This window comes from Pedobacter frigoris (genome assembly GCF_032678645.1).
Lineage (GTDB): Bacteria > Bacteroidota > Bacteroidia > Sphingobacteriales > Sphingobacteriaceae > Pedobacter > Pedobacter frigoris_A.
In genome coordinates, this window is record NZ_JAVTSP010000002.1 from 338,921 (window position 1) to 362,194 (window position 23,274).

The window sequence follows — 23,274 nt, forward strand, 5'->3', positions numbered from 1 at the left end:
TTTTGTAAATTAGTATATGAGAAAGATTCTTTTAGTATTATTTCTTTTATACGGATTCACCGTTCAGGCCCAGCCCAAACTTAAAGGTAGTCTCGAGAGCTTTGTAGCGAACAACAAGGTATATCCTCAGTACTCGCTTCAGAATTGCATTCAGGGTACAGTAACCATTAGTTTTAAGTTGAATAAAGAAGGAGAGGTTTACTATTCCAAAATCAGAAATGGGATAGGTACGGACCTGGATGATGAGGCATTAAGACTAATCAGGATGAGCAGCGGAAAATGGATTATGCCAGCCGGGCACGACACTACGGTTTCAATCATTGCTCCTATTAAATTTAGCATAACTTCTGAAGATTGCGGAAACAGGAGCCGTGAGCAAATAGCCCAGGCCATACAAGCTTACAGATCTAATGAAGGTATGACTAGTGCTGTACTTAATTTCTACAAAAATAAAGAGCAGGGAAAAGCCTTTTCACCGGATGAAGAGGCCAAGATTAAAGCTTTAAAAGGCACGCTTGGCTATGACAATGCGTATTTCAATCAGCGCATCGCTGATGGCATGAAAAAGCTGAAACAGAAAGACAAACAAGGAGCCTGTGAGGACTTTTTGTTCGTAAAACATATGGGCTCTGATCTTGCAGATGAAGCGTTAGCCAAATATTGTAATTAAACTATAATAGAGATGGCCGCAGGTATGATCTCGGCCTCTACCTGATTCACCTTACCGACATATTCCCCGTCTACCTGAAAATGAGCTTTGTGTTTGGTTTTGATTTTCAGACTGGTAGTTTGAAACAGCTCAATGTTTTTAGGGTTGAGCGCCATATTTGTAAACCTTAGTTTGAGTATTTCCATTACAGAATACTCCTTTACCAGTACAATTTCAAAAACATCATCATCCAGTTTACCTTCAGGATTGATCTTGACACCTGTTCCGTACATGGTAGCATTTGCAATAACCACCATTGCGGCCTCAGAGCTGATGGTCTTTCCTTTAATATTGAACTCAACGTGCATCTTTCTATGGTTCCAAAGTGCGCTCCAGGCAGCTTTGGTATACCCCCACATGCCTCTATGCTGGAGAGAGCTAAATTTTTTAACGATGTAAGCGTTGAAGCCGATGTCGGCAAGATGGATACAGAGTTCCTTATTTACAGTGACTGCATGGATTTTTTTAGGGCTTCCGTTTACGGCTACGTTAAGTGCTTCATTCGCCTCCGTGGGAATACCCAATTCCTTTGCCATACCGTTGGCTGATCCTGCCGGAATAATGGCAATGGGAGTGGTGGTGCCAATCAGGCATTCCGCGACAAGTTTCAAAGTGCCATCACCACCGACAGCTACTACACGGTCGGCTTTTGCATCATCTATAACTTGTTTTATCTTTTTTAAAGAACAGCTTTTAGTAAGCATATAAATTTCAGCGACATGATTTAAAGGCTCAAAATATTTAACAATGAGCTCCTCAAAATCAATTCCTCCGTTTCCTGAACCTGGGTTTACTATAAATAATAATTTCATCTTCGAGGCCTGCTCTTCCATATATTTGTTTAATACCACAAACAACTTTTGTGTAACTCTGTTTTAATTACTAATGAACAAATCTGTAAGCGTAAAAATATATCATGGCTATGGGCATACCCATAACTTAGTTGTATATGGTCACGTTTTCCGGTTTAAAGCCAAAACAAGGCAGAAGTTCAGCAACAACCTTATTGTAAACATTGTACACCTTTTAAAGCTGTTCATTTTAAAACCTTATCCTTATGTCAAGGTAAGACTTACCTTTAATGGGCAAGAAGTATACCAGAAGACAGAATATGATGGCTTCTTTAAATTTGAGTGGGCTGCAACTGAAAACGTGAGTGCCGGCTGGCATGGCGTTAAGGTAGAGGCTCTGGACGATAAGGGAAAAGTGCTGTCGGTTGGACAGGGGCAAATATTCGTCCCACATATCACGCAATATGCTTTTATATCTGATATAGACGACACGATTATGGTTTCTCATTCAGCAACCATAGGCAGGAGGTTAAGAGAACTGTTCATTAAAAACCCACGGACAAGGAAGACTTTTAAAGATGCTTATACCCATTATAATTTGCTGGCATTGTCACATACAGAAACAGATCAGCCCAATCCTTTTTTTTATGTGTCGAGCAGTGAATGGAATTTGTACGATTACCTGGTAGAGACTTTCAGGTATAATAAATTACCTGAGGGTGCTTTTTTATTGAACCAGATCAAGCGCTGGAAGGATCTGATCAGGACAGGTAAAACAGGGCATGAAGGTAAATTGATGCGGGTAATGCGGATATTGGATGCTTTTCCCAATCAGAAGTTCGTGTTTTTTGGAGACAATTCCCAAAAAGATCCTGCTATATACACGGCGATTGCAGAGAAATACCCTAAAAATATAGAGGCTGTATACATCAGGAATGTGAGAAAGGAAATGGAGGAAACTGCAAATGAATTCCTGGTTAGAATAAAAGCCAAGAACATACATACCTGCCTTTTTAATACTAGCTCTGAAGCCATAGCGCACTCTAAGCAAATAGGATTGATTGGTGATTTAAAAACATAACAGGGAACAAATTACAGGATTGTTTATAATTGTAAATGGTTTTTAGATTACCCGAAGATGAAGTCGTTTTTCCAAATCCGCAACTTGCTGATCCTGATGGTCTTCTTGCTATTGGGGGAGATTTAAAGATAGATCGTCTGCTTCTGGCTTATGAAAACGGCATTTTCCCATGGTTTAGCGAGGGCGATCCGATTTGTTGGTATGCCCCTCACGAGCGTTGCGTCATCTTTCCCGAGCGGGTTAAAATTAGCAAAAGCATGAGAAAGCTATTGGGTGATGGTTTGCTGGAGGTGACCTTTAACAAGGCTTTCGCTGCGGTAATTGTTAATTGCGCAAAAGTCGAACGAAAAGATCAGCCCGGTACCTGGATCACCGATCAAATGCAGGACGCATACATTCATCTGTTTGAAAAAGGTCATGCCGGGAGTGTAGAGGTGTGGCAGGAAGGTAATCTGGTTGGTGGCTTATATGGTGTACTGATGGGAGATGTTTTTTGCGGAGAAAGCATGTTTAGTCTCGTAAGTAATGCCTCGAAAGTCGCTTTGATAGCACTTTGTAAGACGGAAAGATATAAACTGATAGACTGCCAGCTTCCAAATGACCATTTGATGAGCATGGGCGCAGAAATGATCAGCATGGCTGAGTATCAGGATTTTCTGAATGTTTAATTGAGGATTTCCTGGATGTCCTCTTTGCTCAGGGACTTGAAGAAGCTCTCTTCTGTCGTTATGAGTGAACTTGCCAGCCTTTTTTTACGGTTTTGAAGCGCTAGAATTTTTTCTTCTACCGTATCTTTTGCAATGAATTTGTAGATAAATACTTTCTTTTCCTGTCCGATTCTATGAGTACGGTCAATAGCCTGTTGTTCTACCGCAGGATTCCACCATGGGTCGAGGATAAACACATAATCTGCCTGAGTTAGGTTTAGCCCAACTCCTCCAGCTTTAATCGATATCAAGAAAACCTTTAGTTCAGTGTTTTGCTGGAATTCGGCTACGATTTCACCGCGGTTTTTTGTGCCGCCATCCAGGTATGCATAAGGAATGTCTTCCTTTTCGAAGTGGGATTTAAAAATATTCAGGTGTTTTACGAACTGCGAAAATATCAGCACTTTATGTCCGCCTTTAAGTACGTTGTCCAGTGTGTGAACTACATTCTCAAATTTTCCCGAATCAGAAGCATAGCTTTCATCAATCATCACCGGATGATTGGCAAGTTGCCTCAATGCTGTCAGTCCTTGTAAAAGCTGAACCTGTTTTTTAGCATAGGTGCCATCGTCCATACTGCTCAACAGGTCATTACGATAGGCTGATTTGGTTTTCTCGTAATAAGCTGCCTGATCCTCACTCATGTTGCAGTAAAATATCTGTTCAGTTTTAGACGGCAATTCAGCAGCAACCTGTTCCTTAGTCCTGCGCAATACAAAAGGCTTAATGATGGCCTGAAGCTTGCGTGCTTTGTCTTCGTCTTTTCTTTTCTCTATTGCCTGTACATATTCCTCATTAAAAAATGCCTGTGTGCCCAGTAAGCCAGGGTTGAGGAAAGTCAACTGAGTCCATAAATCGCTCACCGAGTTTTCTACCGGGGTACCGCTGAGTATCAGTTTGTGTTTAGATTTAAGGGCTTTGACCGCTTTAAATGACTTAGAAGATGGGTTTTTTATGTTTTGACTCTCATCGAGTATGATATAGCTGAAATAAAAGTTTTTGAGCAGCTCAATATCGACCCGTGTAATTCCGTAGGTAGTGATGATGATGTCGTATTTTGCAAATAAGCTGATATCCTTATCCCTGGATGTGCCTGTATGGGCATGAATCTTAAGCTTTGGAGTGAATTTTTTTGCTTCGTTCAACCAGTTGTAGATCAGTGACGTCGGCATCACAATCAGTGAAGTAGTGTGGGTATTATTTTGTTCAGCCTCTTCCTTGATCTTCTGGAGCATGGCCAACGTTTGTATGGTTTTACCCAAACCCATATCGTCGGCCAGACAGCCGCCGAAATTATAATCGCGCAGGAAACTAAACCAATTGTATCCGGCTTTCTGGTAACTTCTCAGGTCACCTTTAAAGTTAACTGGCATTTGCACATCGGCTATATTTTCGAAATCGTTTAGCCTTTCCAGTTTGCGGTTGAGGGTTACATTGGCAATGCCGTCTTCTGCCAGTTCATTTATTAATCCGATATGGTGTTTCTTCAGGCGCAGTGATTTTCCTCCATCCGAAAGACTAAAAAGGCTTCCGTATTGGGTAAACCATTTCTCCGGAATAATTGCTATTGATCCGTCAGGGAGTGTAAACTCTCTCCTTTTATGAAGAATGTGCTGCTTTAACGCAATGAATGGTATTGGATGGATGCCAAAGTAAACGATGGCATTGATGTCAAACCAATCATTGTCTTCTTTGACTTCAAAATCGATCTTATTGGCTGCAAACAAAAACTTTTTACTGCCTGTATGCTGCTCCACTTCAAAACCAGCGGTTGTGAGTGTGTCTATATGTTCATTGACCCAGTTGATGATTGCATAAGACTGGTCTTCATCTTCATTTCCGGAAACCTCAAGGTTGTGAAAGAGTACGCTTGTTTTCTTCAATCCCATTTTAACCAGGAGATCGAACTTTTGCTTTTCAAATTCCGTATTTCTTTTGATGCGGGTGAAAATATAATTGTCCTGCTCTTTTTTCAGGCGAACAGTTACTTTCTTTTCGCTACCCATCGCAAAGGCGTAGGCGCCATACTTGAAATACAATTGCAATTGAGAGATGCCATTTTCAACATAAATTACCTTTATTACCGGGGCCGGTTCATGTTTCTCTGTTTTAATCTCAAAGCCTTCCGCATATACATGGTATTTTTCAATGAGTGGGGCAACAAATTTCTCAAAATAAGTAGCCTCTGTAGCTTTAGGGATCGTGATGTAGCGTTTATTGAGAAATGGCAATAACTTCTTGCCTTCAATGTCCTGTTCAAAGAAATACACCATATCGTTCAGCAGCAGCCAGGCGGGTTGATTGCTGACCACCTGAGCGTCCTTAAACATAAACTCTATGCGCAGACCCTGATATTTTATAGTTGGGAAATACCTTGTTTCCAGTTCATTGCGACGAAAATGGAATAAAACTGTTGCAGGTTCTGTCGCAATTTCTATGGTTCTCTCTGCAGGCCATCCGTCTTTATCCATCAGATAGAGGGCGCCATGGCCCTTCAGCACTTCCAATACCTCAGAGAGTTTCTTCTCAATTTTTGGCCTTACACTTTCATAAAACTTTTCATTGAAGAACTTGCTGAAAAACTCTGCAGGCCGGATCGCTTTTTTATGGTACTTCTTGATGATATAGTCCTGTTCCGTTTCATCAAGGATCTTAATGAGTTTAAGATCTGTTTCATTGAGATGGCTGGAGAATTCTTTTGCAGTATGAGAAAATAAACGCTGATAGGTCAAAGAAAAATCTCCCTGCGGATTTAGCTGAACAATATGAGGCTCAATCAGGTAACCAAAGTACGCGTGTTTGCATAGTGAGTACACAATTTTGCAGGGTTTGGTAGTATCTACGCGTAACATTGGCTAAAAGTTAAACAATCGGACTATAAGCATTTAAAAATCTTTAAACATACGTCAATTTGCGTGGCTTTCAAAAGCATTCTTCAATTATGACCAAATTTTTATGGCGCGTTTGTCGAAAAAAAAAGGTGGTTGGTCGTGTATGATGTGATTCTGGTATAAAAGGGAGTAAAAGCCTGCAACGTTTTTAAAATAGCGGCGTCTTATTACCAAACACAAACAAAATATAAAAACCTTAAAAAACAATAATATGAAGACTTTAACAAAAACATTATTAAGTGCAATGCTGATGCTATTTGTACTTGCCACAACAGCCATGACTACATTGGCTTCCAGCTTTAGTTTTAACAAAATCAAAATTACCGGTAAGGTAAAGATTGAGCTGGTTCAGGCTGACAGAGAAAAGATTGAAGTTTACGGAGATTATTCTTCGAGAAATACATCTATTAAAAGACAGGGGTATACACTTATTGTAAAATCTTCTGAATATGAGCCGGTAACTATTCGTATTTCAGTGGCTGATCTTCAAAGAATTGATGCTTCGGGAGATGTAGTCGTGGAGACCATTGGTCAGTTCAATTTGAAATACCTCCAGATCTTTTTAAAAGATAATGCGAAGGCAAAAGTGAAAGCAACGACAGAGAGCATGTATACGTTTATTAAAGACCATTCAGATTTAAAGTTGAGCGGTGCAACTTTAGACCATACATTGGTTAGGGATTCTATTTCAAAATTGACGGTCGAGCATTTTGTAGCGATAAAAACAACAAATAATAGCATTGACGAAGCAATGGCTTTTAGTCTCAATGCGAAATAATATAGGGATAGGTGAGAGAGATCAGCCGCAACGGGTAACCCGTTGCGGCTTTGTTTTTATATGCGCTTTCCAGGGCTTCAGCGTCACTTTCTCTTCCTTCCCCTGCTCTCTTTTCTTCGCCAAAGCGGGAACTATTTGAATCTGGCAGGTTTCTTGACGTGAATATTACGGGGATTCAGTTTAAGTTCCGTTATTTTGTACATACTTTCAGATCATAGCACCTGTACCTAACATGGACATCTTTAATGCAGGTTTGCTTACTAACATTATTATCAGTTGTTTATGGGCGGAGGTGTGTGTATGTTGAAAATTAATTGGTGAGTTGTACTATTAATTGTTGTAAACTTATAATGTATTTTTAACACAGGGATCTGTTCTTTAATTATTCGATACATGGAAGAGGAATATTATTTTGATTTTAGTGATGATGCGCAGCGTTCAGTAGAGCGTTACGAAGAGATGATACGCAATCAGGATCAATACTTTTTTGATGCCCAGGCCTTCGAAAACATTATTGATTATTATATAGAGAAGAGCGATCCGGTGAAGGCCCTGCAGGTGATAGAGTATGCCCTCAATCAGCACCCTTATGCTGCTGTATTTTTAGTAAAGCAGGCGCAGTTGTTTTTTGTCACTGATCAGGTAGAACGTGCTTTTTTGTCATTGCAAAAAGCAGAGATGCTGGAAGCTTCAGAAGCAGAAATCTATATCCTCAGGGGCAATATCTACAATAGTCTTGAACGCTATTCCGAAGCGCTTGATAATTTCCAGAAAGCATTGGAATTCGCGGAAACAACAGATGAGATCCTGCTTCAGATTGCGTATGTATATCAAAACATGCTGGATTACGAAAGCGCCATTGTATATATCAAGCAGAGCCTTGAACAAAATATGGAAAATAAGGATGGGTTATATGAACTTGCGTTCTGTTATGATATCCTTGATAAGCAGGAAGAGAGCATCAAGTTTTATCAGGAATACATAGACAACGATCCTTATTCCTATGCAGCATGGTATAATCTGGCCAATTCATATCATAAACTCGATCTGTTTGAAAAAGCTATAGACGCCTATGATTATGCGATTCTGATCAAGGACAATTTTGCATCTGCCTATTACAATAAGGGAAATGCACTGGTGCAGCTGGATCGGTTTGCAGAGGCCATTGAAGTCTATAAGCAGACGTTTGAATATGAGAAACCCAATGCCGATACCTATTGTGCGATAGGAGAATGTTATGAGAAGCTGGAAAGGATGGATGAGGCACGTTCTTACTATAAGAAATCTGTCAAGATGGATAGTAAAATGGCCGATGCCTGGTTTGGTATAGGCGTTACCTTAAACTTTGAGGAACGTTATTTTGAATCACTGCATTTCTATAAAAAAGCTATTGACCTGGATGCTGAAAATCCTGATTTCTGGTTTGCCATGGCTGACGCCTATTATAAGCTCGGACAAATAGAGCAATCAGTAGCAGCCTATTATAAAGTTTTGGAATACAATCCTGTGGACGTTGAAGCCTGGCTGGACTTTTCTACTGTACTTTATGAGCAAGGTAAGCTGGTGGAGGCCTCTGAGACTATCGCAGATGCGATAAAGAACAACCCGGATGCTGCTGAACTGTATTATCGTATGGTTGCCTATCTTTTTGCCCTTGGTGAGAAAAATGATGCATTGCTTTATCTGGAGACGGCCCTGGCTACAGATCCGGATAAACACTATATTTTATTCGAATATTTACCTCAGTTACAGGAAAACGGTTCGATACTTGAAGTTATAAACCGTTATATAAAATAAAAAACAGACAGTTTTTATTAGCGATTGCTGATGAAAGCTGTCTGTTTTTTTTTCACCTTTGTGTCCAATATGAATTACCCACTGAATAATATACCAGAACGACCTGTAAAACCGCGTGATAAGGGGATTACAATGGTTATGGATAAAGGATTAAGCTTAAGACAAACAGAAGATTTTATAGATATTGCCGGAGTACATAGTGATATTGTCAAATTGGGATGGGCAACCTCCTTTGTTACGCCTAATCTTAAAGAGAAACTGGCTATTTACAAATCTGCAGGAATTCCAACCTATTTCGGAGGCACATTATTTGAAGCTTTTGTGATACGTAATCAATTTGATGACTATCGCAGGGTGTTGGATCAGTTCAATATGGAGTATGTTGAAGTTTCAGACGGTTCCATTACAATAGAACATGATTTGAAATGTGAATTCATACAGAAGTTGTCAAAGCAAGTTACTGTAATTTCAGAAGTCGGTTCAAAAGATGCTGCCAAAATATTTGCTCCTTATAAATGGATCAAATTGATGCAGGCTGAAATTGAAGCTGGGTCCTGGAAAGTAATAGCGGAGGCTAGAGAAGGGGGTAATGTAGGTATTTACAGGGGCTCTGGAGAAGTTAGAGAAGGGTTAGTAGATGAGATCCTGACTCAAATTCCTGAAGAAACCATTATTTGGGAGGCACCTCAAAAGGAACAGCAGGTTTGGTTTATTAAATTGCTGGGTTCAAACGTAAATCTTGGAAATATTGCTCCTGCGGAGGTTATTCCTTTGGAGACCATCCGTTTGGGATTACGGGGTGATACATTTGATCACTTCCTGGGCCTGGAGAAATAATACCCTAAACCCTCTTTCAAGCAAAATGAGAAAATTTGGTTTAATTGGCTATCCTTTATCGCATTCCTTTTCTAAAAAATTCTTCACCGAAAAGTTTAAAGAGGAGCGGATCACTGATTGTGAATACGAACTTTACCCAATAGAAAATATTGAGTTGTTTGTTAAGTTGTGGTCCGATAATCCGGAGCTTTGGGGAGTCAATGTCACTATACCGTATAAGGTACAAATACTCCCGTTTTTAGATGAAATAGACGAAGCCTCAACAGAAATTGGTGCGGTTAACTGTATTTTAATAGGCCGGAAGAATGGGGAGCAGTGTATTAAGGGCTACAATACGGATGCTTATGGTTTCGAGGAGTCGTTAAAGCCATTGCTGGAACCACATCATCGTAAAGCATTGATATTTGGTGATGGCGGGGCGGCAAAAGCTGTAAAATATGTACTGAACAAGCTTAATATCCCTTTTCTGGTGGTAACCAGGAAAGCAACTGAAGGCAGTATTTTATATGAAGCTGTAGATGAAAAATTACTGGACGAACATACGCTCCTGATCAATACCACTCCTTTGGGCATGTCGCCCGATACTGATACTTGTCCGCCTATTCCCTACGCCTGTTTAACAGACAAGCACGCGGCTTACGACCTGGTCTATAACCCCGAAGAAACACTTTTCCTGAAGCAGGTGAGAAAAAAGGGCGGAAAAACAAAGAACGGTCTTGAGATGTTGCATCTGCAGGCACTACGTTCCTGGGAGATCTGGAATTCTTAACATGGGAAGGAACTGGGTTCTTTTTTTATTTGCAGGCTTACTGGTGTTTTCGGCCTGCAGCAATAGCAATAGTTATGCGCCTAAACCAAGAGGGTATTTTAAGATTGACTTCCCGGAGAAAGCGTACCAGCTTTATAGCAAAGACTGCCCTTTCTCTTTTGAATACCCTAAGTATGCGGTTTTACAGGCCGATAACAGTGCCGATACGCAGCCCTGCTGGTATAACCTGTCTTTTCCGCAGTTTAACGGCCGTTTGCACCTGACTTATTACGATGTGTCTTCGAAAAAGGAATATGAGAATTTGGTTGAAGACGCCCGGACATTTGCATTCAAACATACTGTGAAGGCAAATGCGATTGATCAGAAACGAATCAATTACCCAAACAAGAAGGTATACGGTATTTACTATTCTATTGAAGGAAATACTGCATCATCAGTCCAGTTTTTCCTGACTGACAGTGTCAGTCATTACTTTAGAGGAGCGTTATATTTTAATGAAAGACCGCAGTATGATTCTATACAACCTGTGGTTGCTTTTATTAAAAAGGATATTGACAGAATGATTAGTACATTTAAGTGGAAAAACTAGTACTACAATAAGAGCCTATTGATATGATCAGCATTCAGAAATTTACTTTTAATCCCGTGAGGGAAAATACTTATGTTTTATTTGATGAAACGAAAGAATGTGTCATCATTGATCCGGGTATGTATGATGGTGAAGAGCAGAACATAATTTCTGGTTTCATCATGGAGAATAAGCTTAAGCCAACGCTCTTGCTGAACACGCATTGTCACTATGATCATGTATTTGGAAATAAGTTTGTTTACGATAACTGGAGTTTGAAACCACAATTTCACAAAGGTGAGTTGTATGTCCTGCAGGCCATACCAGGTTATGTGCCTCAAATGGGACTGAGGTATGAGCTGTCTCCTGAGCCAGAAGTATTTCTTGGTGAAACAGGATCAGTTCAATTTGGAAATAGTACATTGGATCTGATTTTTGCCCCGGGCCATTCGCCGGCTCACTTGTGCTTTTATGCCAGGGAGGACAATTTTTTAATAGGGGGCGATGTTTTGTTTTACAATAGTATCGGCCGTACTGATTTGCCTGGGGGCAACCATGCTCAGCTGATTAATAATATAAAAAATAATCTGTTTACATTACCGGATGATTGTACGGTTTATCCCGGACACGGGCCTGCCACAACAATAGGCTTTGAAAAACAACATAATCCATTTTTACAATAGGGTTTTAATATAGAAATTGAATACAGCACTCTACATAGCTAAAAGGTATCTTTTTGCAAAGAAATCTACCAATGCGATCAACATCATTTCTGCCATTTCGGTGGTGGGTGTGTTTGTAGGCAGTGCGGCGTTGATTATCATATTGTCTGTTTTTAATGGATTTGAAGATGTGGTGCTGAAGATGTTCAATACCATTACACCGCAGGTTGTTATTGCTCCGGCACAGGGAAAAACATTTGATCCAAATACAGCTTATTTCAGAAGCTTAAAAACGAATACCGGCATTTACTCTTATACTGAAGTATTGTCAGAAAATGCTTTGCTGCGCTACAATGATAAGCAGTCTGTAGGCCTTATTAAAGGCGTTAGCGAAGATTATTTAAAAAACAAAAGTCTTGACAGTATCACGATTGATGGAAGCTTTGTGCTGGAAAACAAGTATGGCAGCAATGCTATTATAGGGTCGGCCATACAGACCTACCTCATGGTAAATACTACCGATCCATTTAACCAGTTGCAGATTTTTTCACCGAAGAAGGGGGCTAAAACCGGCTCTGTAAATCCTGCGGATGATTTTACAATTCTTTCAATTCCTGTATCTGGTGTTTTTGAGGTACAGCAAGATTTTGATAACATTGCTATTGTTCCCTTGAAATTTGCAAGAACATTGTTAGATGAGCCGGAGAAGATATCTTCTATCGAAATTAATCTTAAGCCAGGTATTAATGTCGATAAATTTAAAGAAGAGATTGAGCAGGATTTAGGTGGTAAATTTGAAGTAAAGGACCGGATACAACAAAATAAGGTGCTGTATAATATATTGGGGAGTGAAAAGTGGGCAGTATATATTATCCTCACATTTGTTTTAATTATAGCTATCTTTAATATTATAGGGTCACTAACCATGTTAGTTATAGATAAAGTCAAGGACATTGCTGTTTTGAGCAGTCTGGGAGCGGGTAAAAAGTTAATAAAGAGAATATTCTTATTTGAAGGAATGATGATCACCATGACAGGATGTATATTCGGTCTGTTAGTCGGATTTATTTTTTGTCTGCTGCAGCAAAAATTCGGACTGATTAAGATGTCTCAGGACGACCTGGTAATCACAAATGCTTACCCGGTAGGCTTTAAATGGAAAGATTTTGTGCTGGTATTTTTAACAGTAAGCATATTCTCTTTTGTGGCATCAGCTTTGTCATCTAATTTAAGCGTAAAGAAGATTAATAATTTAAATCAAGATCTTTAACCATATGAATCTACATACTAAATACATTGTTCTATTTTTTGCACTTGCAGCATTTATTACCGCTTGTAACCAGAAATCGGAGCAGGAAAATAAAAACACTACGAGAGTTATAAAAGGTTTGTATAGCTATGGTCCCGAGATCAAATCATTTACCGATTGTGAAGAAGGGAGAGAGTATTGGGTGGCTGATAGTGCCAAAACATTAGAACTTGCCTATAGTAATTTTAACTTTGAAAAGCCTTATGAACCGGTTTATATCGAAGTAGAATGCCACCTGATCAAATCGGATAGTTTAATTGTTTCCGCCGACTTTGATTCTACGATGGTGGTTACCAAACTGCTTAAAATAACCAAAGAGATACCTGACGGCCCTTGTAACTAATTAAGGCATCAAATAAAGACTGCTGTCCAAGGGCTTTATAACACCTTTCTCCTGTGCCATTTTAAACATCACATCTATTGCCTTTCTGCCCTCAATTCCCAGGTCTACAGAATATTGATTTACATAGAGGTCTATATGTTTGTACATGACTTCCTCGCTCATTTCCTGTGCATGGGACTTGATGAATGAAATGCCGGACTTTGGATTGGCAAACGCATATTCTACAGATTTTCTGATTAATCTGTTTACCTTTTCCTGAACGTCCCTTTCGAGTTTTCTGTTGACTACGATGCCTCCCAAGGGGATTGCGCAGCCGGTAAGCTCTTCCCAGTAATTGCCAAGATCTATAATTTTTGTCAGGCCTTTTTCTGCATAAGTAAAGCGGTTCTCATGAATGATCAGTCCGGCATCAATCTTATCGCTTAATAGTGAAGGTTCTATGTCGGAGAAAACCATTTCCTGTTTATTCGCCAAATGGGGAAAAGCAATCCCAAGAAGAAAATTCGCTGTGGTGTATTTTCCAGGAATTCCGATTTTTAAGTCAGCACTGAGGTTTTCCGGTGTCAGATCTTTGCGCTTGCTGATCAGCATTGGACCTACTCCAAATCCTAAGGCACTTCCTGCATCTAACAAAGCATATTTATCATACAGATGAGCAAAGGCATGAAAGCTTAATTTGGTAATGTCGAGCTCCCCGCGAAAAGCCTTTTGATTTAGCGTTTCAACATCATCAAAAGATACCTCGAAATCTAATCCTTCTGTATCGATTTTATGGTGTATGAGCGCATCAAAAATAAATGTATCGTTGGGGCAAGGTGAAAATCCTAAGCTAAGTTTCATGGAGCTAAGGTAGCTACAACCTGAACACGTTTAGTTATGTATTTGTCAAAAATCCAATTGCCCAGTTGTTCAGGTTTTTTATGGCAAGGCCGATATTCCAGTTTTCCCTGTTGCGGGGTTCAACATAATTGGAAATGCTTCGGATCTGGAGGCAGGGCGTTGATGTCTGCTCACAGCAATATAAAACAGCTGCACCTTCCATACTTTCTGTTGTAGGGTTAAGTCTGTCTGTAATGCTTTTGATGCTTTCTTCGCTTCCATTTACACGATTTACGGTAATCCCGTTCACTTTTTTCAGCTGTGTAATATGGTCATTTAAGAGGTTGTTATAGGCTGAGTATTTTGACTTTCCAAATCCAAGCTCATCGATACTGATAAAATGAGTTTTGTCGTCGGCGCCAAGTTCTGCAAATTCATCAGTCGTAATGTTGACTACTGTTCCCAGCGATAAAGACCTGTCGAAACTTCCAGCAATCCCGAGATTTAAAACAAGGTTATATTTCGGAGACAAATGTTTACCAAGGGCAAATGCAGTAGCTGTCATTCCTACTCCCGTAATTAAAATGTCAAATTCAGGAGATTGTATGAATTCCTTTTCATGCAAATTAAAATTTGCGATTAAAATGGCGATTTCAGGTATGGTCGCAGCAACTATAAGGGGCTTCATAGATCACTAAGTTAGCTATTTTCTGCGTATATTTGGGGCGATATAACAAACTTTATAACCTTATATAAATGATATATATAACAAGAAAAGCATCATTTAACGCAGCGCACAAACTTTCCAGGCCTGACTGGACTGCCGAAGAAAACGAAGCAGTTTATGGGAAGTGCGCCAATCCAAACTGGCATGGACATAACTATCAGTTGTATGTTACCGTTAAGGGTGAGGTGAATCCTGAGACTGGATTTTTGGTTGATCTGAAGTGGTTGAAAGACATTATAAATGTTTCAGTAGTAGATAAAATCGACCATAGGAATTTAAATCTTGACGTTGATTTCATGAAAGATAAATTGGCCTCTACTGAAAACCTGGCAATAGCAATTTGGGATGAACTGTATTCATTGATTGCTGAATCAGGTGCACATCTACATAGCATTAAAATTTACGAAACCGAGAATAATTTTGTTGAGTATTTCGGTTAATAAAGCACAAATATGAACAATCATAACCATTTCGATGAAGAAGAAGACGGTTACATTAAAATAGACCGTTACAATGAAGGAAAAATAGCTTCAGTAGCTCATCATTATAAAGATATTTTAGGGCAGCTTGGAGAAGATCCTGAAAGAGAGGGATTGGTGAAAACTCCTGAACGCGTAGCCAAAGCTTTGCAGTATTTAACGCATGGATATGACCTGAATCCGGCTGAAATACTACGCAGTGCGATGTTTAAGGAAGATTATAGCCAAATGGTCGTAGTAAAAGACATAGAAGTTTTTTCTATGTGCGAGCACCACATGCTTCCATTTTTTGGTAAAGCACATGTTGCTTACATCCCAAATGGACATATTGTTGGATTAAGCAAAATACCACGTATCGTTGATGCATTTGCACGCAGGTTACAGGTACAGGAGCGCCTGACCAATGAGATCAGAGATTGTATCCAGGAAACATTACAGCCGGCAGGCGTTGCAGTTGTTATTGAGTGCAAACACTTATGTATGGCCATGCGTGGCATACAGAAACAAAATTCTGTGACTACTACATCTGCTTTTACGGGAGAATTTGCAAAAGACAAAACGAGGGCTGAGTTCTTGAGACTAATTACAGCCAATTTACACTAATCAAACCAAACAATAAATCATTTATGAAAGCATACGTATTTCCAGGACAAGGAGCTCAATTCTCTGGAATGGGCAAAGAATTATATGAAAATGAACAGGCTAAAGCACTTTTTGAAAAAGCCAATGAGATCATTGGTTTTCGCATCAGCGACATCATGTTCTCGGGAAGCGATGAAGAGCTTAAAGAAACAAAAGTAACTCAGCCTGCTATATTTCTTCACTCTGTTATACTGGCAAAGACGCTGGGTGCCGATTTTCAGCCGGATATGGTAGCTGGACATTCGCTTGGTGAATTTTCTGCTTTGGTTGCTGCCAATGCATTGTCTTTTGAGGACGGATTGAAACTGGTAATCACACGTGCCAATGCGATGCAAAAAGCTTGTGAGGCACAACCATCGACAATGGCCGCGATTCTTGGGCTGGCCAATGAAGTAGTGGAGGAAATCTGCAATGGTATTGATGAAGTTGTTGTGGCAGCTAATTATAACTGTCCTGGACAAATTGTGATCTCTGGAAGTATCGAAGGCGTTGATATCGCCTGCCAGCAGTTGACGGCAGCCGGAGCAAAGCGTGCATTAAAGTTAAATGTAGGCGGTGCTTTCCATTCGCCGCTGATGGAGCCGGCACGCTTAGAATTGCAGGAAGCGATTGAAAATGTATCCATTATGCCTCCTGTTTGTCCTATTTATCAGAATGTTGATCCTGTAGCGAATACTGATCCCCAAAAGATAAAAGAAAATTTAATTACCCAATTAACGGGGGCGGTTAAGTGGACACAGACCGTTGAGCAAATGATTGCCGACGGAGCAGATCAGTTTGTTGAAGTTGGCCCGGGAAATGTACTACAAGGCCTGGTGAAAAAAGTAAGCAGAGAAGTACAGACAAGCTCAGCTACAACGACTGCATAATACTTCGGTTACATAAAATAGTTTAGCGTGAGCATAGGAGGTAAAATAAGATTTCTTTTATTGATATTGGGTGCTTGCTGTATAGTGACAGCACTATCGCTAAAGCATTCGATCACAAAAAAGGAATTACTTAGCCACGAAGCGCGTAAGCTTCAAAAAAGCCTCAATGCAAATGAAAGACTAGTACATGATTTTTTAGCCAGTTCAAAACAGATTGAACTGGCTAAAAAATTTCAACTTAATGAAGAATATGGACTGAACTTCATTAATAATTATAGCTCAAAAGGTATTGACATTCTTACCTATAGGAATGGACAACTTAAATTCTGGAGCTCCATTAAGACCATTCCCCCAGATCCTGAGGTCTTTAAGGATGGCTCCTCATTCTCGAAAATAGTTAATGGGTATTATGAAGTCATCAAAAAAACTTCAGGTGATTATACCATTTTGTTCCTGATAGCGGTTAAAGACCAGTATAGCATCGATAATCAATACCTCGACAGTGGTATATCCAGTACATTGATAGATGTAAATTCATTGTCTCTGGCCACATTTGCAGACAAGGAAGTTTTTGGTATCAGTAATATTGAAGGGACGTTGTTATTTGAAGTGAAATTGAGACCGGGATATTCCACCAGTATCTATGCGACTGTAGAAGTATGGCTCTGGGTGATCGGTCTTTTTAGTTTTTGCCTCTTCTTCAATTCTGTTTGTGCCTGGCTTGCCAAGAAAGGACATCTGGTGCTCGCAACTATTCTTATCTCACTTTTCTTTGTTACCATAAGGATTACAGATCTGGAATATGGCTGGTTCAATCAGCAATTCAACCTCCTGATATTTAGCCCTAAAATATATGCGGAGAGTTTTTTAATGCCTTCATTAGGGGATTTTCTGCTCAATGTAATAGCTGTTACCTGGATCGTACTTTTTGTATATACCTACAACGACAAGTATAAACTGCCATTGTGGTTGACTAAAAGTAAGGCTGTTGGCTACATTTTACACTTTTTACTGCTGGTTATTTTTGGTGCAATTGCATTTTTATTTGATCGTGTCTTTTTAGGTCTCATCATTAACTCCAAAATCAACTTTGACATCACCAATATTGTTAATCTGGGCTGGATCACCTGGGTGAGCATCATTATACTATGCCTGGTTTGGTTCAATATCTATATTGTAGCAAATATTTTTATGCAGCAGACACTGCAGTTAAATGTAACCAATAGAGAAAGATCTATTTTATTTTTAGGCACGTTCTGCGCCTACTTTCTGCTGAGGTTAGAAGATGGGTTCAGCATATTTTTTATAGCCTATGCGCTGTTCATTTTCATCATGGCCTGGAACTTCTATGTCCGGGAGAATAGGTTCTCAATAGGCATATTTGCTTCCTTATTCTTTTGCCTCGCTTTCATTTCTTCCGTTAAGTACTTGAGGTTTATAGATGAAAAGGAAAGGAGCAATAGACAGAGCATTGCACAGAAACTGGTTGCTACCGATGATTTTACGGTCATCAGCGTCATCGAAAACCTGGAAACCGGGATAGCTTCCAACAATTTTGTGCAAAACTACTTTAAGCAGCCGGCTTTAAACAGTGCTGCTGAACTTCAGAAGAACATCGATAAAAAATACCTTGGCAAATACCTGCCGCGTTTTGAATATAATATTTTTGAATACAATAGTTTAGATTCCTCCATTACCGGGACTGAAAATGTGCCTTTAAGCTATTTTAAAGGGCTGGTGCAATCGGGCTCTGTAAAGGCTCCGGAATCAAATTATTTCTACAGACTGAATGATACCTTTGGTTACCAGAATTATTTTGGCATCATTCCCATTTTTGAGAATGGCAGGATTCTCGGTACACTAGTGATAGAATTGAAATCGCAGCCTTATAATTATAAAGGCTTGGTTCCTGAGATACTGGTAGACCGTACAATCAAAAATGATGATGATTACAGCAATTATTCCATCGCTTTTTATAAAGACGGAAGCCTTGAAAATCAAGCGGGGAAATATACCTACAGATTGTCTATTGGTGATTTTGTAAAGGAGCATCCGCAAACTCATTTCTTTGAAGATGACCAGGATTATACCCATCTTGTTTATTCTCCTGGTTCATCAAAAGTTATAGTTGTTAGCAAGGAAAATGTTTCTTATGTCATCAAATTGGCTACTTTATCTTTCTTTTTCCTGGTATTTATATTGTTCTCTATTACGCTTTACACCTTAATATGGTTATTGAAAAACCTGGATGAAAGTTGGGGCGGCTGGTTTAACATCAACCGTTCGTTGATGATCAATGCCAATAAGATCCTGTACAAAACCAGGATACAATTCTCTATCGTTCTTTCGGTGGTAGCTACTTTGTTGATTGTCGGGTGGACAACCTATTTTTACATCCGTGACGGTTACCGCAAGCAACAGCAGGATTTTATTAAAGAAAAGCTTCGTAAGGTGCAGCAATCTTACGAGAAACAGATTTTTATTTCGGGAGTGCCGGCTCAGACAAATGAGGCAATTAATGATTTTGAGCAGTTTGCAGATATCAACGCCTCTTACCTGAATTTATTTGATCAAAATGGGAAGCTGTTGTTTACTTCTCTTCCAAAGATGTACGATCTTGGTATTATGGGGCGGAGGATGGATTCGAAAGCGTACATCAATTTGAATCAACTTCAGAAATCTGAATATATCAACGACAAAGAAAAGATTGGTACATTTATCTATTCGGCAGCATATGCCCCGATTAGAAATGCACAAAATCAAACAGTGGCTTATATTGGTATTCCGTATTATGCCAATGAGACCGATTACCAAAGTAAAATAGGGGTGTTTATCAATACATTGATCAATATCTATGCGCTTGTGTTTGTAGCCATAGGAATTCTCGCAGTGTTCCTGGCCAATCAGATTACAAGTCCGCTTACTTTTATCCAGGACAGTATTAAAAAGACCAAATGGGGGCAAAAGAACCAACCCATTGTATGGTCCAGGCATGACGAAATAGGCTCTTTAATTAAGGAATACAACAAGATGATCGGAGCACTGGAGGAGAGTGCGGTAAAACTGGCCAGATCGGAACGGGAAAGTGCATGGAGGGAAATGGCTAAACAGGTGGCACATGAGATCAAAAATCCATTAACGCCATTGAAGCTCGGTGTGCAATTGCTGGAGAAATCCTGGAAGGAGAAAGATCCCAACTTTGAAAAGAAATTTGAACGTTTCAATAAGTCATTTATTGAGCAGATTGACAGCCTTTCTACTATCGCATCTGAGTTCTCTAATTTTGCCAAAATGCCGGATACCAAGCTGGAAAAGCTGGAGCTTTTGCCGATCATAGAACAGGCAAAGGATATTTTTACCAATACAGAGGATGTGGAGATCTTTGTGATCAATAATACACGTGCTCATATTTATGTACTGGGCGATAAGGACCAGTTACTGCGGACTTTCAATAACTTGTTTAAAAATGCCATAGAAGCTGCTGATGCCAATAAAAAATGCATCATTAAGATCGCTCTTGTAAATGATTACAATAAAGTTTACATCGAGGTCATGGACAATGGAAGGGGTATTGATGTTTCTTTACAGGATAAAATATTTGTACCGAATTTTACCACCAAATCTTCCGGAACCGGACTGGGGCTGGCATTTGTTAAGCAGGCTGTAGAAAATGCCGGGGGAAATATAGATTTTAAATCTGTAGCAGATATAGGGACTACTTTCTATCTCAGTTTCCCTTTATCTTAATTCAATAGATGAGCGGCCCATAGTATAACCGTCGGCATACAATATAATGGAATATGTACCTTTAATGAAGCTATTTGGGTTAATCCAGTCCATCGTATAAGAAGTGTTGTCGTCGTTGTAAGATATTGATGTCGAATAACTGTATTGCATTTCCTGCCCATCTGCCTCAAACATGTTATTTTCATTAGCAATCAGGTTGCCAGCCGGATCAAATACCCGCAGATAAATCTTGTGGTAGTCTTTTTTTGCAAGTTGATTAGGTACAATATCGAATGATACACTCAGTTTTTTTGCAGTAGAGGCTTTAGTTACCTCAATGTTCTTCCCGCTGCTTTTTACCCTATAGGCAGTAACATGTACATTTGAAGCCTTTAATGACGCACTGGTTTTTACTTTGGCATCCAGTTCCTGATTTCTTCTTTCCAGCTCCTGGGCCCTCCTGGCTGCTGAGCTTTCAGACGCTTTCAGGCTATCCATTTCAGATTTTAAAAGGGAGTTTTCTCTTTCAAGACGTTGGATGTCATCGTTATAGGTTTTTACAAATACCCTTAGCTCTTTAACCTGTTCTTGTGCTTTTTCCAGTTCCACCTGTGTTAAAAGACCTTTTTGAAGTGCAAGCTTTAATTCCGCGATCTTCAATCTGGCCATTTCCTGTTCTTTGATCAGTTTTTCGCTTAAAGAAATGTTCAGGGTGTTCACTTTATCCAGTTCTACTTCAATTTTCTCGACCTCTAGCTTTAGACGGTCTTTTTCTGTATTTACGCTTGTAAGTCTCTGACTATCACGGTCATCTTTGATATATAGATATGCATTTGTGCCTAGTAATGCAACAATCACCACAACAAGAAAATAGATTTTATTGCGGTCCCCCTTGTTCACTATATCTTTATGGTCTGACATTAATTTTTAATTCTTTAAGATTTAGTTAAGGGGGCGAACATAAATAAAAATCTAACAAATGGTAAAAAAAACATTCATTTTGTATGAGACTATGAAAAAATTCGTTTACTTGCTTAAGTCAGCCGCTGAAATGTATTCTGAAAACAACAAATGAAACAATTTTTTTTACAACTCTACATTACAAATGATGCTTAAACTTACTCTTTATGCGCTTTTATCTATTCTTATATTACCAATCCCCCTAGCGGCTCAGAACACATCAAAAATTGCTCCAAAAAGAGAGTTTAGAGGAGTTTGGGTTGCTACGGTCTCTAATATTGACTGGCCTTCCAAGCCGGGACTGAGTGTAGATAAACAAAAACAAGAGCTTATAGGCCTTTTGGAACAGCACAAAGCCAATGGCATGAATGCCATTGTACTGCAAGTTAGGCCTGCTGCTGATGCATTTTACACTAAATCCAGAGAACCATGGAGCCAATGGCTGATGGGTAAGCAGGGAATAGCTCCGAGTCCGGGATATGACCCCCTGGCTTTTGCCATTAAGGAAGCTCATTTCAGGGGTATGGAGTTGCATGCCTGGTTCAATCCGTATCGTGCTACCATGAGCCCTAATGCGCTCATCCATGAAGACCATATGACGAGGAAGCGCCCTGATTTATTCTTTACTTATGCAGGTAAAAAGCAATTTGATCCGGGAATACCCGAGGTAAGGGAATACATTGTACAGGTGATTCTGGATGTGGTAAAAGGCTATGATATCGATGGTATCCATTTCGATGATTATTTTTACCCGTATCCGGTTGCGGGACAAAGAATCAATGACGGAGCTACATTTAGTAAATATCCCAATGGCTTTACGAATGTCAACGATTGGAGAAGAAATAATGTGGACCTGCTGATTAAGCAGCTTGATGATAGCATTCACCACTATAAGAAGTACATTAAATTTGGTATTAGTCCCTTTGGAATCTGGAGAAACAGCAATGAAGATCCACAGGGATCAGCAACTAACGGTTTATCTAATTATGCCGAACTTTTTGCTGATTCAAGAAAATGGGTAAAAGAAGGTTGGGTAGATTACATTAACCCACAGATTTATTTCAGTTTTACCCGTAAAGCAGCGCCGTTTGGTACATTGGTCGACTGGTGGAGCAATAACACCTATGGCAGACATTTGTACATTGGACAGGCTGCTTATTTAATGAATCAGAAAATGGAAGCTGCCTGGCGTGAGCCGGATCAGATTCCGGAACAGGTAAGGTATATCAGAAACAACAACAGGGTTCAGGGAAGTGTTTACTTTAGCTCGAAGTCTTTTTCTACGGTAGCAAGGGCAACGGGAGACTCCCTGCGCAACGATCTTTATAAGTACCCTGCATTGCCGCCCCAGATGCCCTGGCTCGATGACATCGTGCCTAATAAACCCCAGCAGCTTACTGCTGATGCGATGGACGATGGTGTTCACCTGAAATGGATGAAGCCTCTGAAGGCAGAGGACGATGAGACGGCTTCAGGATATGTAATCTATCGTTTTGAAGAGGGCGAGCCTATAGATATCCTGAATGCTAAAAATATCCTGAAGATCAGCTTTGAAGATTTTACCTCTTATATCGATACAGGTGTAGAGAAAGGGAAAAGATATAATTACCTGGTTACAGCTTTGGACAGACTAAAAAATGAAAGTGAGCCTAGTGGCCCGGTTGGTATCCTGGCAAAACAAGATCCAATGCCCCAATAAATTGTTAGTAATGTAAAGGACTGTTTTATAAGCCTTCATTATTGTAAATTACCGCTATTGTAAACTGTCGTCATCTCGAACATCGAGAGAACTTGTCACGATTCATCGGGA

The 23,274-nt window shown here is 39.7% G+C and carries 21 protein-coding genes; 16 read left to right on the plus strand and 5 right to left on the minus strand.

From position 1 onward, the window contains the following. Positions 1-16 precede the first annotated feature (16 nt). Positions 17-670, plus strand: a complete 654-nt coding sequence (locus tag R2Q78_RS07880; RefSeq protein WP_316790557.1) for an energy transducer TonB — start codon at positions 17-19, stop codon at positions 668-670. Here the strand turns inward: R2Q78_RS07880 and R2Q78_RS07885 are convergent. Further along, positions 667-1,542, minus strand: coding sequence for a diacylglycerol/lipid kinase family protein (locus R2Q78_RS07885; protein ID WP_316790559.1), 876 nt, complete (start codon positions 1,540-1,542; stop codon positions 667-669). The genes R2Q78_RS07880 and R2Q78_RS07885 overlap by 4 nt on opposite strands. Positions 1,543-1,594: 52 nt before the next feature. Between R2Q78_RS07885 and R2Q78_RS07890 the strand changes: the two genes are divergently transcribed. Then, positions 1,595-2,581 (plus strand): App1 family protein, encoded by a 987-nt coding sequence (locus R2Q78_RS07890; protein ID WP_316790563.1) that lies wholly within the window; start codon positions 1,595-1,597, stop codon positions 2,579-2,581. 35 nt (positions 2,582-2,616) lie between these two features. Beyond that, the gene (gene aat, locus R2Q78_RS07895) at positions 2,617-3,249 is read left to right on the plus strand and encodes a leucyl/phenylalanyl-tRNA--protein transferase (protein ID WP_316790565.1); all 633 of its coding nucleotides are present in this window, start codon (positions 2,617-2,619) and stop codon (positions 3,247-3,249) included. On the opposite strand, the gene R2Q78_RS07900 is transcribed toward aat, so the two are convergent. Then, positions 3,246-6,140, minus strand: coding sequence for a DEAD/DEAH box helicase (locus R2Q78_RS07900; protein WP_316790567.1), 2,895 nt, complete (start codon positions 6,138-6,140; stop codon positions 3,246-3,248). The two genes, aat and R2Q78_RS07900, sit on opposite strands and share 4 nt — an antisense overlap. A gap of 250 nt (positions 6,141-6,390) precedes the next feature. On the opposite strand from R2Q78_RS07900, the gene R2Q78_RS07905 reads away from it, so the two are divergent. From R2Q78_RS07905 to R2Q78_RS07940, 8 genes are all read left to right on the plus strand, one after another. Continuing rightward, on the plus strand, positions 6,391-6,957 hold the full coding sequence (locus R2Q78_RS07905; protein ID WP_316790569.1) for a GIN domain-containing protein: 567 nt from the start codon (positions 6,391-6,393) through the stop codon (positions 6,955-6,957). A 393-nt stretch (positions 6,958-7,350) separates the two neighbouring features. Then, positions 7,351-8,754, plus strand: a complete 1,404-nt coding sequence (locus R2Q78_RS07910; protein WP_316790571.1) for a tetratricopeptide repeat protein — start codon at positions 7,351-7,353, stop codon at positions 8,752-8,754. 69 nt (positions 8,755-8,823) lie between these two features. Continuing rightward, positions 8,824-9,591 (plus strand): phosphosulfolactate synthase, encoded by a 768-nt coding sequence (locus R2Q78_RS07915; RefSeq protein ID WP_316790573.1) that lies wholly within the window; start codon positions 8,824-8,826, stop codon positions 9,589-9,591. Positions 9,592-9,616: 25 nt separating this feature from the next. Further along, positions 9,617-10,360: a shikimate dehydrogenase gene (gene aroE / locus R2Q78_RS07920; RefSeq protein WP_316790575.1), complete on the plus strand. Its 744-nt coding sequence runs from the start codon at positions 9,617-9,619 to the stop codon at positions 10,358-10,360. Between the two features lies 1 nt (position 10,361). Next, positions 10,362-10,949 (plus strand): gliding motility lipoprotein GldD, encoded by a 588-nt coding sequence (locus R2Q78_RS07925; RefSeq protein WP_316790577.1) that lies wholly within the window; start codon positions 10,362-10,364, stop codon positions 10,947-10,949. A gap of 23 nt (positions 10,950-10,972) precedes the next feature. Further along, entirely contained in the window at positions 10,973-11,611 is a 639-nt protein-coding gene (locus R2Q78_RS07930; RefSeq protein WP_316790578.1) for an MBL fold metallo-hydrolase, read from the plus strand. Positions 11,612-11,627: 16 nt separating this feature from the next. Further along, positions 11,628-12,860 carry an ABC transporter permease gene (locus R2Q78_RS07935; RefSeq protein WP_316790580.1) on the plus strand — a complete coding sequence of 411 codons (1,233 nt, stop codon included), beginning with the start codon at positions 11,628-11,630 and terminating at the stop codon, positions 12,858-12,860. A gap of 4 nt (positions 12,861-12,864) precedes the next feature. Further along, positions 12,865-13,242 carry a hypothetical protein gene (locus R2Q78_RS07940; protein ID WP_316790582.1) on the plus strand — a complete coding sequence of 126 codons (378 nt, stop codon included), beginning with the start codon at positions 12,865-12,867 and terminating at the stop codon, positions 13,240-13,242. On the opposite strand, the gene R2Q78_RS07945 is transcribed toward R2Q78_RS07940, so the two are convergent. After that, entirely contained in the window at positions 13,243-14,082 is an 840-nt protein-coding gene (locus tag R2Q78_RS07945; protein ID WP_316790583.1) for a 1,4-dihydroxy-6-naphthoate synthase, read from the minus strand. Positions 14,083-14,116: 34 nt separating this feature from the next. After that, on the minus strand, positions 14,117-14,749 hold the full coding sequence (mqnB, locus tag R2Q78_RS07950; protein WP_316790585.1) for a futalosine hydrolase: 633 nt from the start codon (positions 14,747-14,749) through the stop codon (positions 14,117-14,119). Positions 14,750-14,817: 68 nt separating this feature from the next. Here mqnB and R2Q78_RS07955 point away from each other — a divergent pair, with 68 nt between their 5' ends. The 4 genes from R2Q78_RS07955 to R2Q78_RS07970 are packed head-to-tail and all read left to right on the plus strand — an operon-like array spanning position 14,818 to position 20,525. After that, complete coding sequence (locus R2Q78_RS07955) at positions 14,818-15,228, plus strand: 6-pyruvoyl trahydropterin synthase family protein (protein ID WP_316790587.1); 411 nt, start codon at positions 14,818-14,820, stop codon at positions 15,226-15,228. A gap of 12 nt (positions 15,229-15,240) precedes the next feature. Then, positions 15,241-15,870: a GTP cyclohydrolase I FolE gene (folE, locus tag R2Q78_RS07960; RefSeq protein WP_316790589.1), complete on the plus strand. Its 630-nt coding sequence runs from the start codon at positions 15,241-15,243 to the stop codon at positions 15,868-15,870. 23 nt (positions 15,871-15,893) lie between these two features. Next, positions 15,894-16,778, plus strand: coding sequence for an ACP S-malonyltransferase (fabD, locus tag R2Q78_RS07965; RefSeq protein WP_316790591.1), 885 nt, complete (start codon positions 15,894-15,896; stop codon positions 16,776-16,778). 27 nt (positions 16,779-16,805) lie between these two features. After that, positions 16,806-20,525, plus strand: a complete 3,720-nt coding sequence (locus R2Q78_RS07970) for a sensor histidine kinase (RefSeq protein ID WP_316790592.1) — start codon at positions 16,806-16,808, stop codon at positions 20,523-20,525. On the opposite strand, the gene R2Q78_RS07975 is transcribed toward R2Q78_RS07970, so the two are convergent. Then, entirely contained in the window at positions 20,517-21,425 is a 909-nt protein-coding gene (locus R2Q78_RS07975; RefSeq protein WP_316790594.1) for a hypothetical protein, read from the minus strand. The genes R2Q78_RS07970 and R2Q78_RS07975 overlap by 9 nt on opposite strands. Before the next feature lie 187 nt (positions 21,426-21,612). Between R2Q78_RS07975 and R2Q78_RS07980 the strand changes: the two genes are divergently transcribed. Next, positions 21,613-23,163: a glycoside hydrolase family 10 protein gene (locus R2Q78_RS07980; RefSeq protein ID WP_316791570.1), complete on the plus strand. Its 1,551-nt coding sequence runs from the start codon at positions 21,613-21,615 to the stop codon at positions 23,161-23,163. The last annotated feature ends 111 nt before the right edge of the window (positions 23,164-23,274 follow it).

What these genes read in the sequence shown, in the direction of transcription:
- R2Q78_RS07980 (WP_316791570.1), top strand. Translation starts at nt 21,613, where the DNA reads ATGCTTAAACTTACTCTTTATGCGCTTTTATCTATTCTTATATTACCA.
- R2Q78_RS07885 (WP_316790559.1), bottom strand. Translation starts at nt 1,542, where the DNA reads ATGGAAGAGCAGGCCTCGAAGATGAAATTATTATTTATAGTAAACCCA.
- fabD (WP_316790591.1), top strand. Translation starts at nt 15,894, where the DNA reads ATGAAAGCATACGTATTTCCAGGACAAGGAGCTCAATTCTCTGGAATG.
- R2Q78_RS07905 (WP_316790569.1), top strand. Translation starts at nt 6,391, where the DNA reads ATGAAGACTTTAACAAAAACATTATTAAGTGCAATGCTGATGCTATTT.
- R2Q78_RS07955 (WP_316790587.1), top strand. Translation starts at nt 14,818, where the DNA reads ATGATATATATAACAAGAAAAGCATCATTTAACGCAGCGCACAAACTT.
- R2Q78_RS07925 (WP_316790577.1), top strand. Translation starts at nt 10,362, where the DNA reads ATGGGAAGGAACTGGGTTCTTTTTTTATTTGCAGGCTTACTGGTGTTT.
- R2Q78_RS07890 (WP_316790563.1), top strand. Translation starts at nt 1,595, where the DNA reads ATGAACAAATCTGTAAGCGTAAAAATATATCATGGCTATGGGCATACC.
- R2Q78_RS07915 (WP_316790573.1), top strand. Translation starts at nt 8,824, where the DNA reads ATGAATTACCCACTGAATAATATACCAGAACGACCTGTAAAACCGCGT.
- mqnB (WP_316790585.1), bottom strand. Translation starts at nt 14,749, where the DNA reads ATGAAGCCCCTTATAGTTGCTGCGACCATACCTGAAATCGCCATTTTA.
- aroE (WP_316790575.1), top strand. Translation starts at nt 9,617, where the DNA reads ATGAGAAAATTTGGTTTAATTGGCTATCCTTTATCGCATTCCTTTTCT.
- R2Q78_RS07930 (WP_316790578.1), top strand. Translation starts at nt 10,973, where the DNA reads ATGATCAGCATTCAGAAATTTACTTTTAATCCCGTGAGGGAAAATACT.
- R2Q78_RS07975 (WP_316790594.1), bottom strand. Translation starts at nt 21,425, where the DNA reads ATGTCAGACCATAAAGATATAGTGAACAAGGGGGACCGCAATAAAATC.
- aat (WP_316790565.1), top strand. Translation starts at nt 2,617, where the DNA reads ATGGTTTTTAGATTACCCGAAGATGAAGTCGTTTTTCCAAATCCGCAA.
- R2Q78_RS07940 (WP_316790582.1), top strand. Translation starts at nt 12,865, where the DNA reads ATGAATCTACATACTAAATACATTGTTCTATTTTTTGCACTTGCAGCA.
- R2Q78_RS07910 (WP_316790571.1), top strand. Translation starts at nt 7,351, where the DNA reads ATGGAAGAGGAATATTATTTTGATTTTAGTGATGATGCGCAGCGTTCA.
- folE (WP_316790589.1), top strand. Translation starts at nt 15,241, where the DNA reads ATGAACAATCATAACCATTTCGATGAAGAAGAAGACGGTTACATTAAA.
- R2Q78_RS07900 (WP_316790567.1), bottom strand. Translation starts at nt 6,140, where the DNA reads ATGTTACGCGTAGATACTACCAAACCCTGCAAAATTGTGTACTCACTA.
- R2Q78_RS07945 (WP_316790583.1), bottom strand. Translation starts at nt 14,082, where the DNA reads ATGAAACTTAGCTTAGGATTTTCACCTTGCCCCAACGATACATTTATT.
- R2Q78_RS07880 (WP_316790557.1), top strand. Translation starts at nt 17, where the DNA reads ATGAGAAAGATTCTTTTAGTATTATTTCTTTTATACGGATTCACCGTT.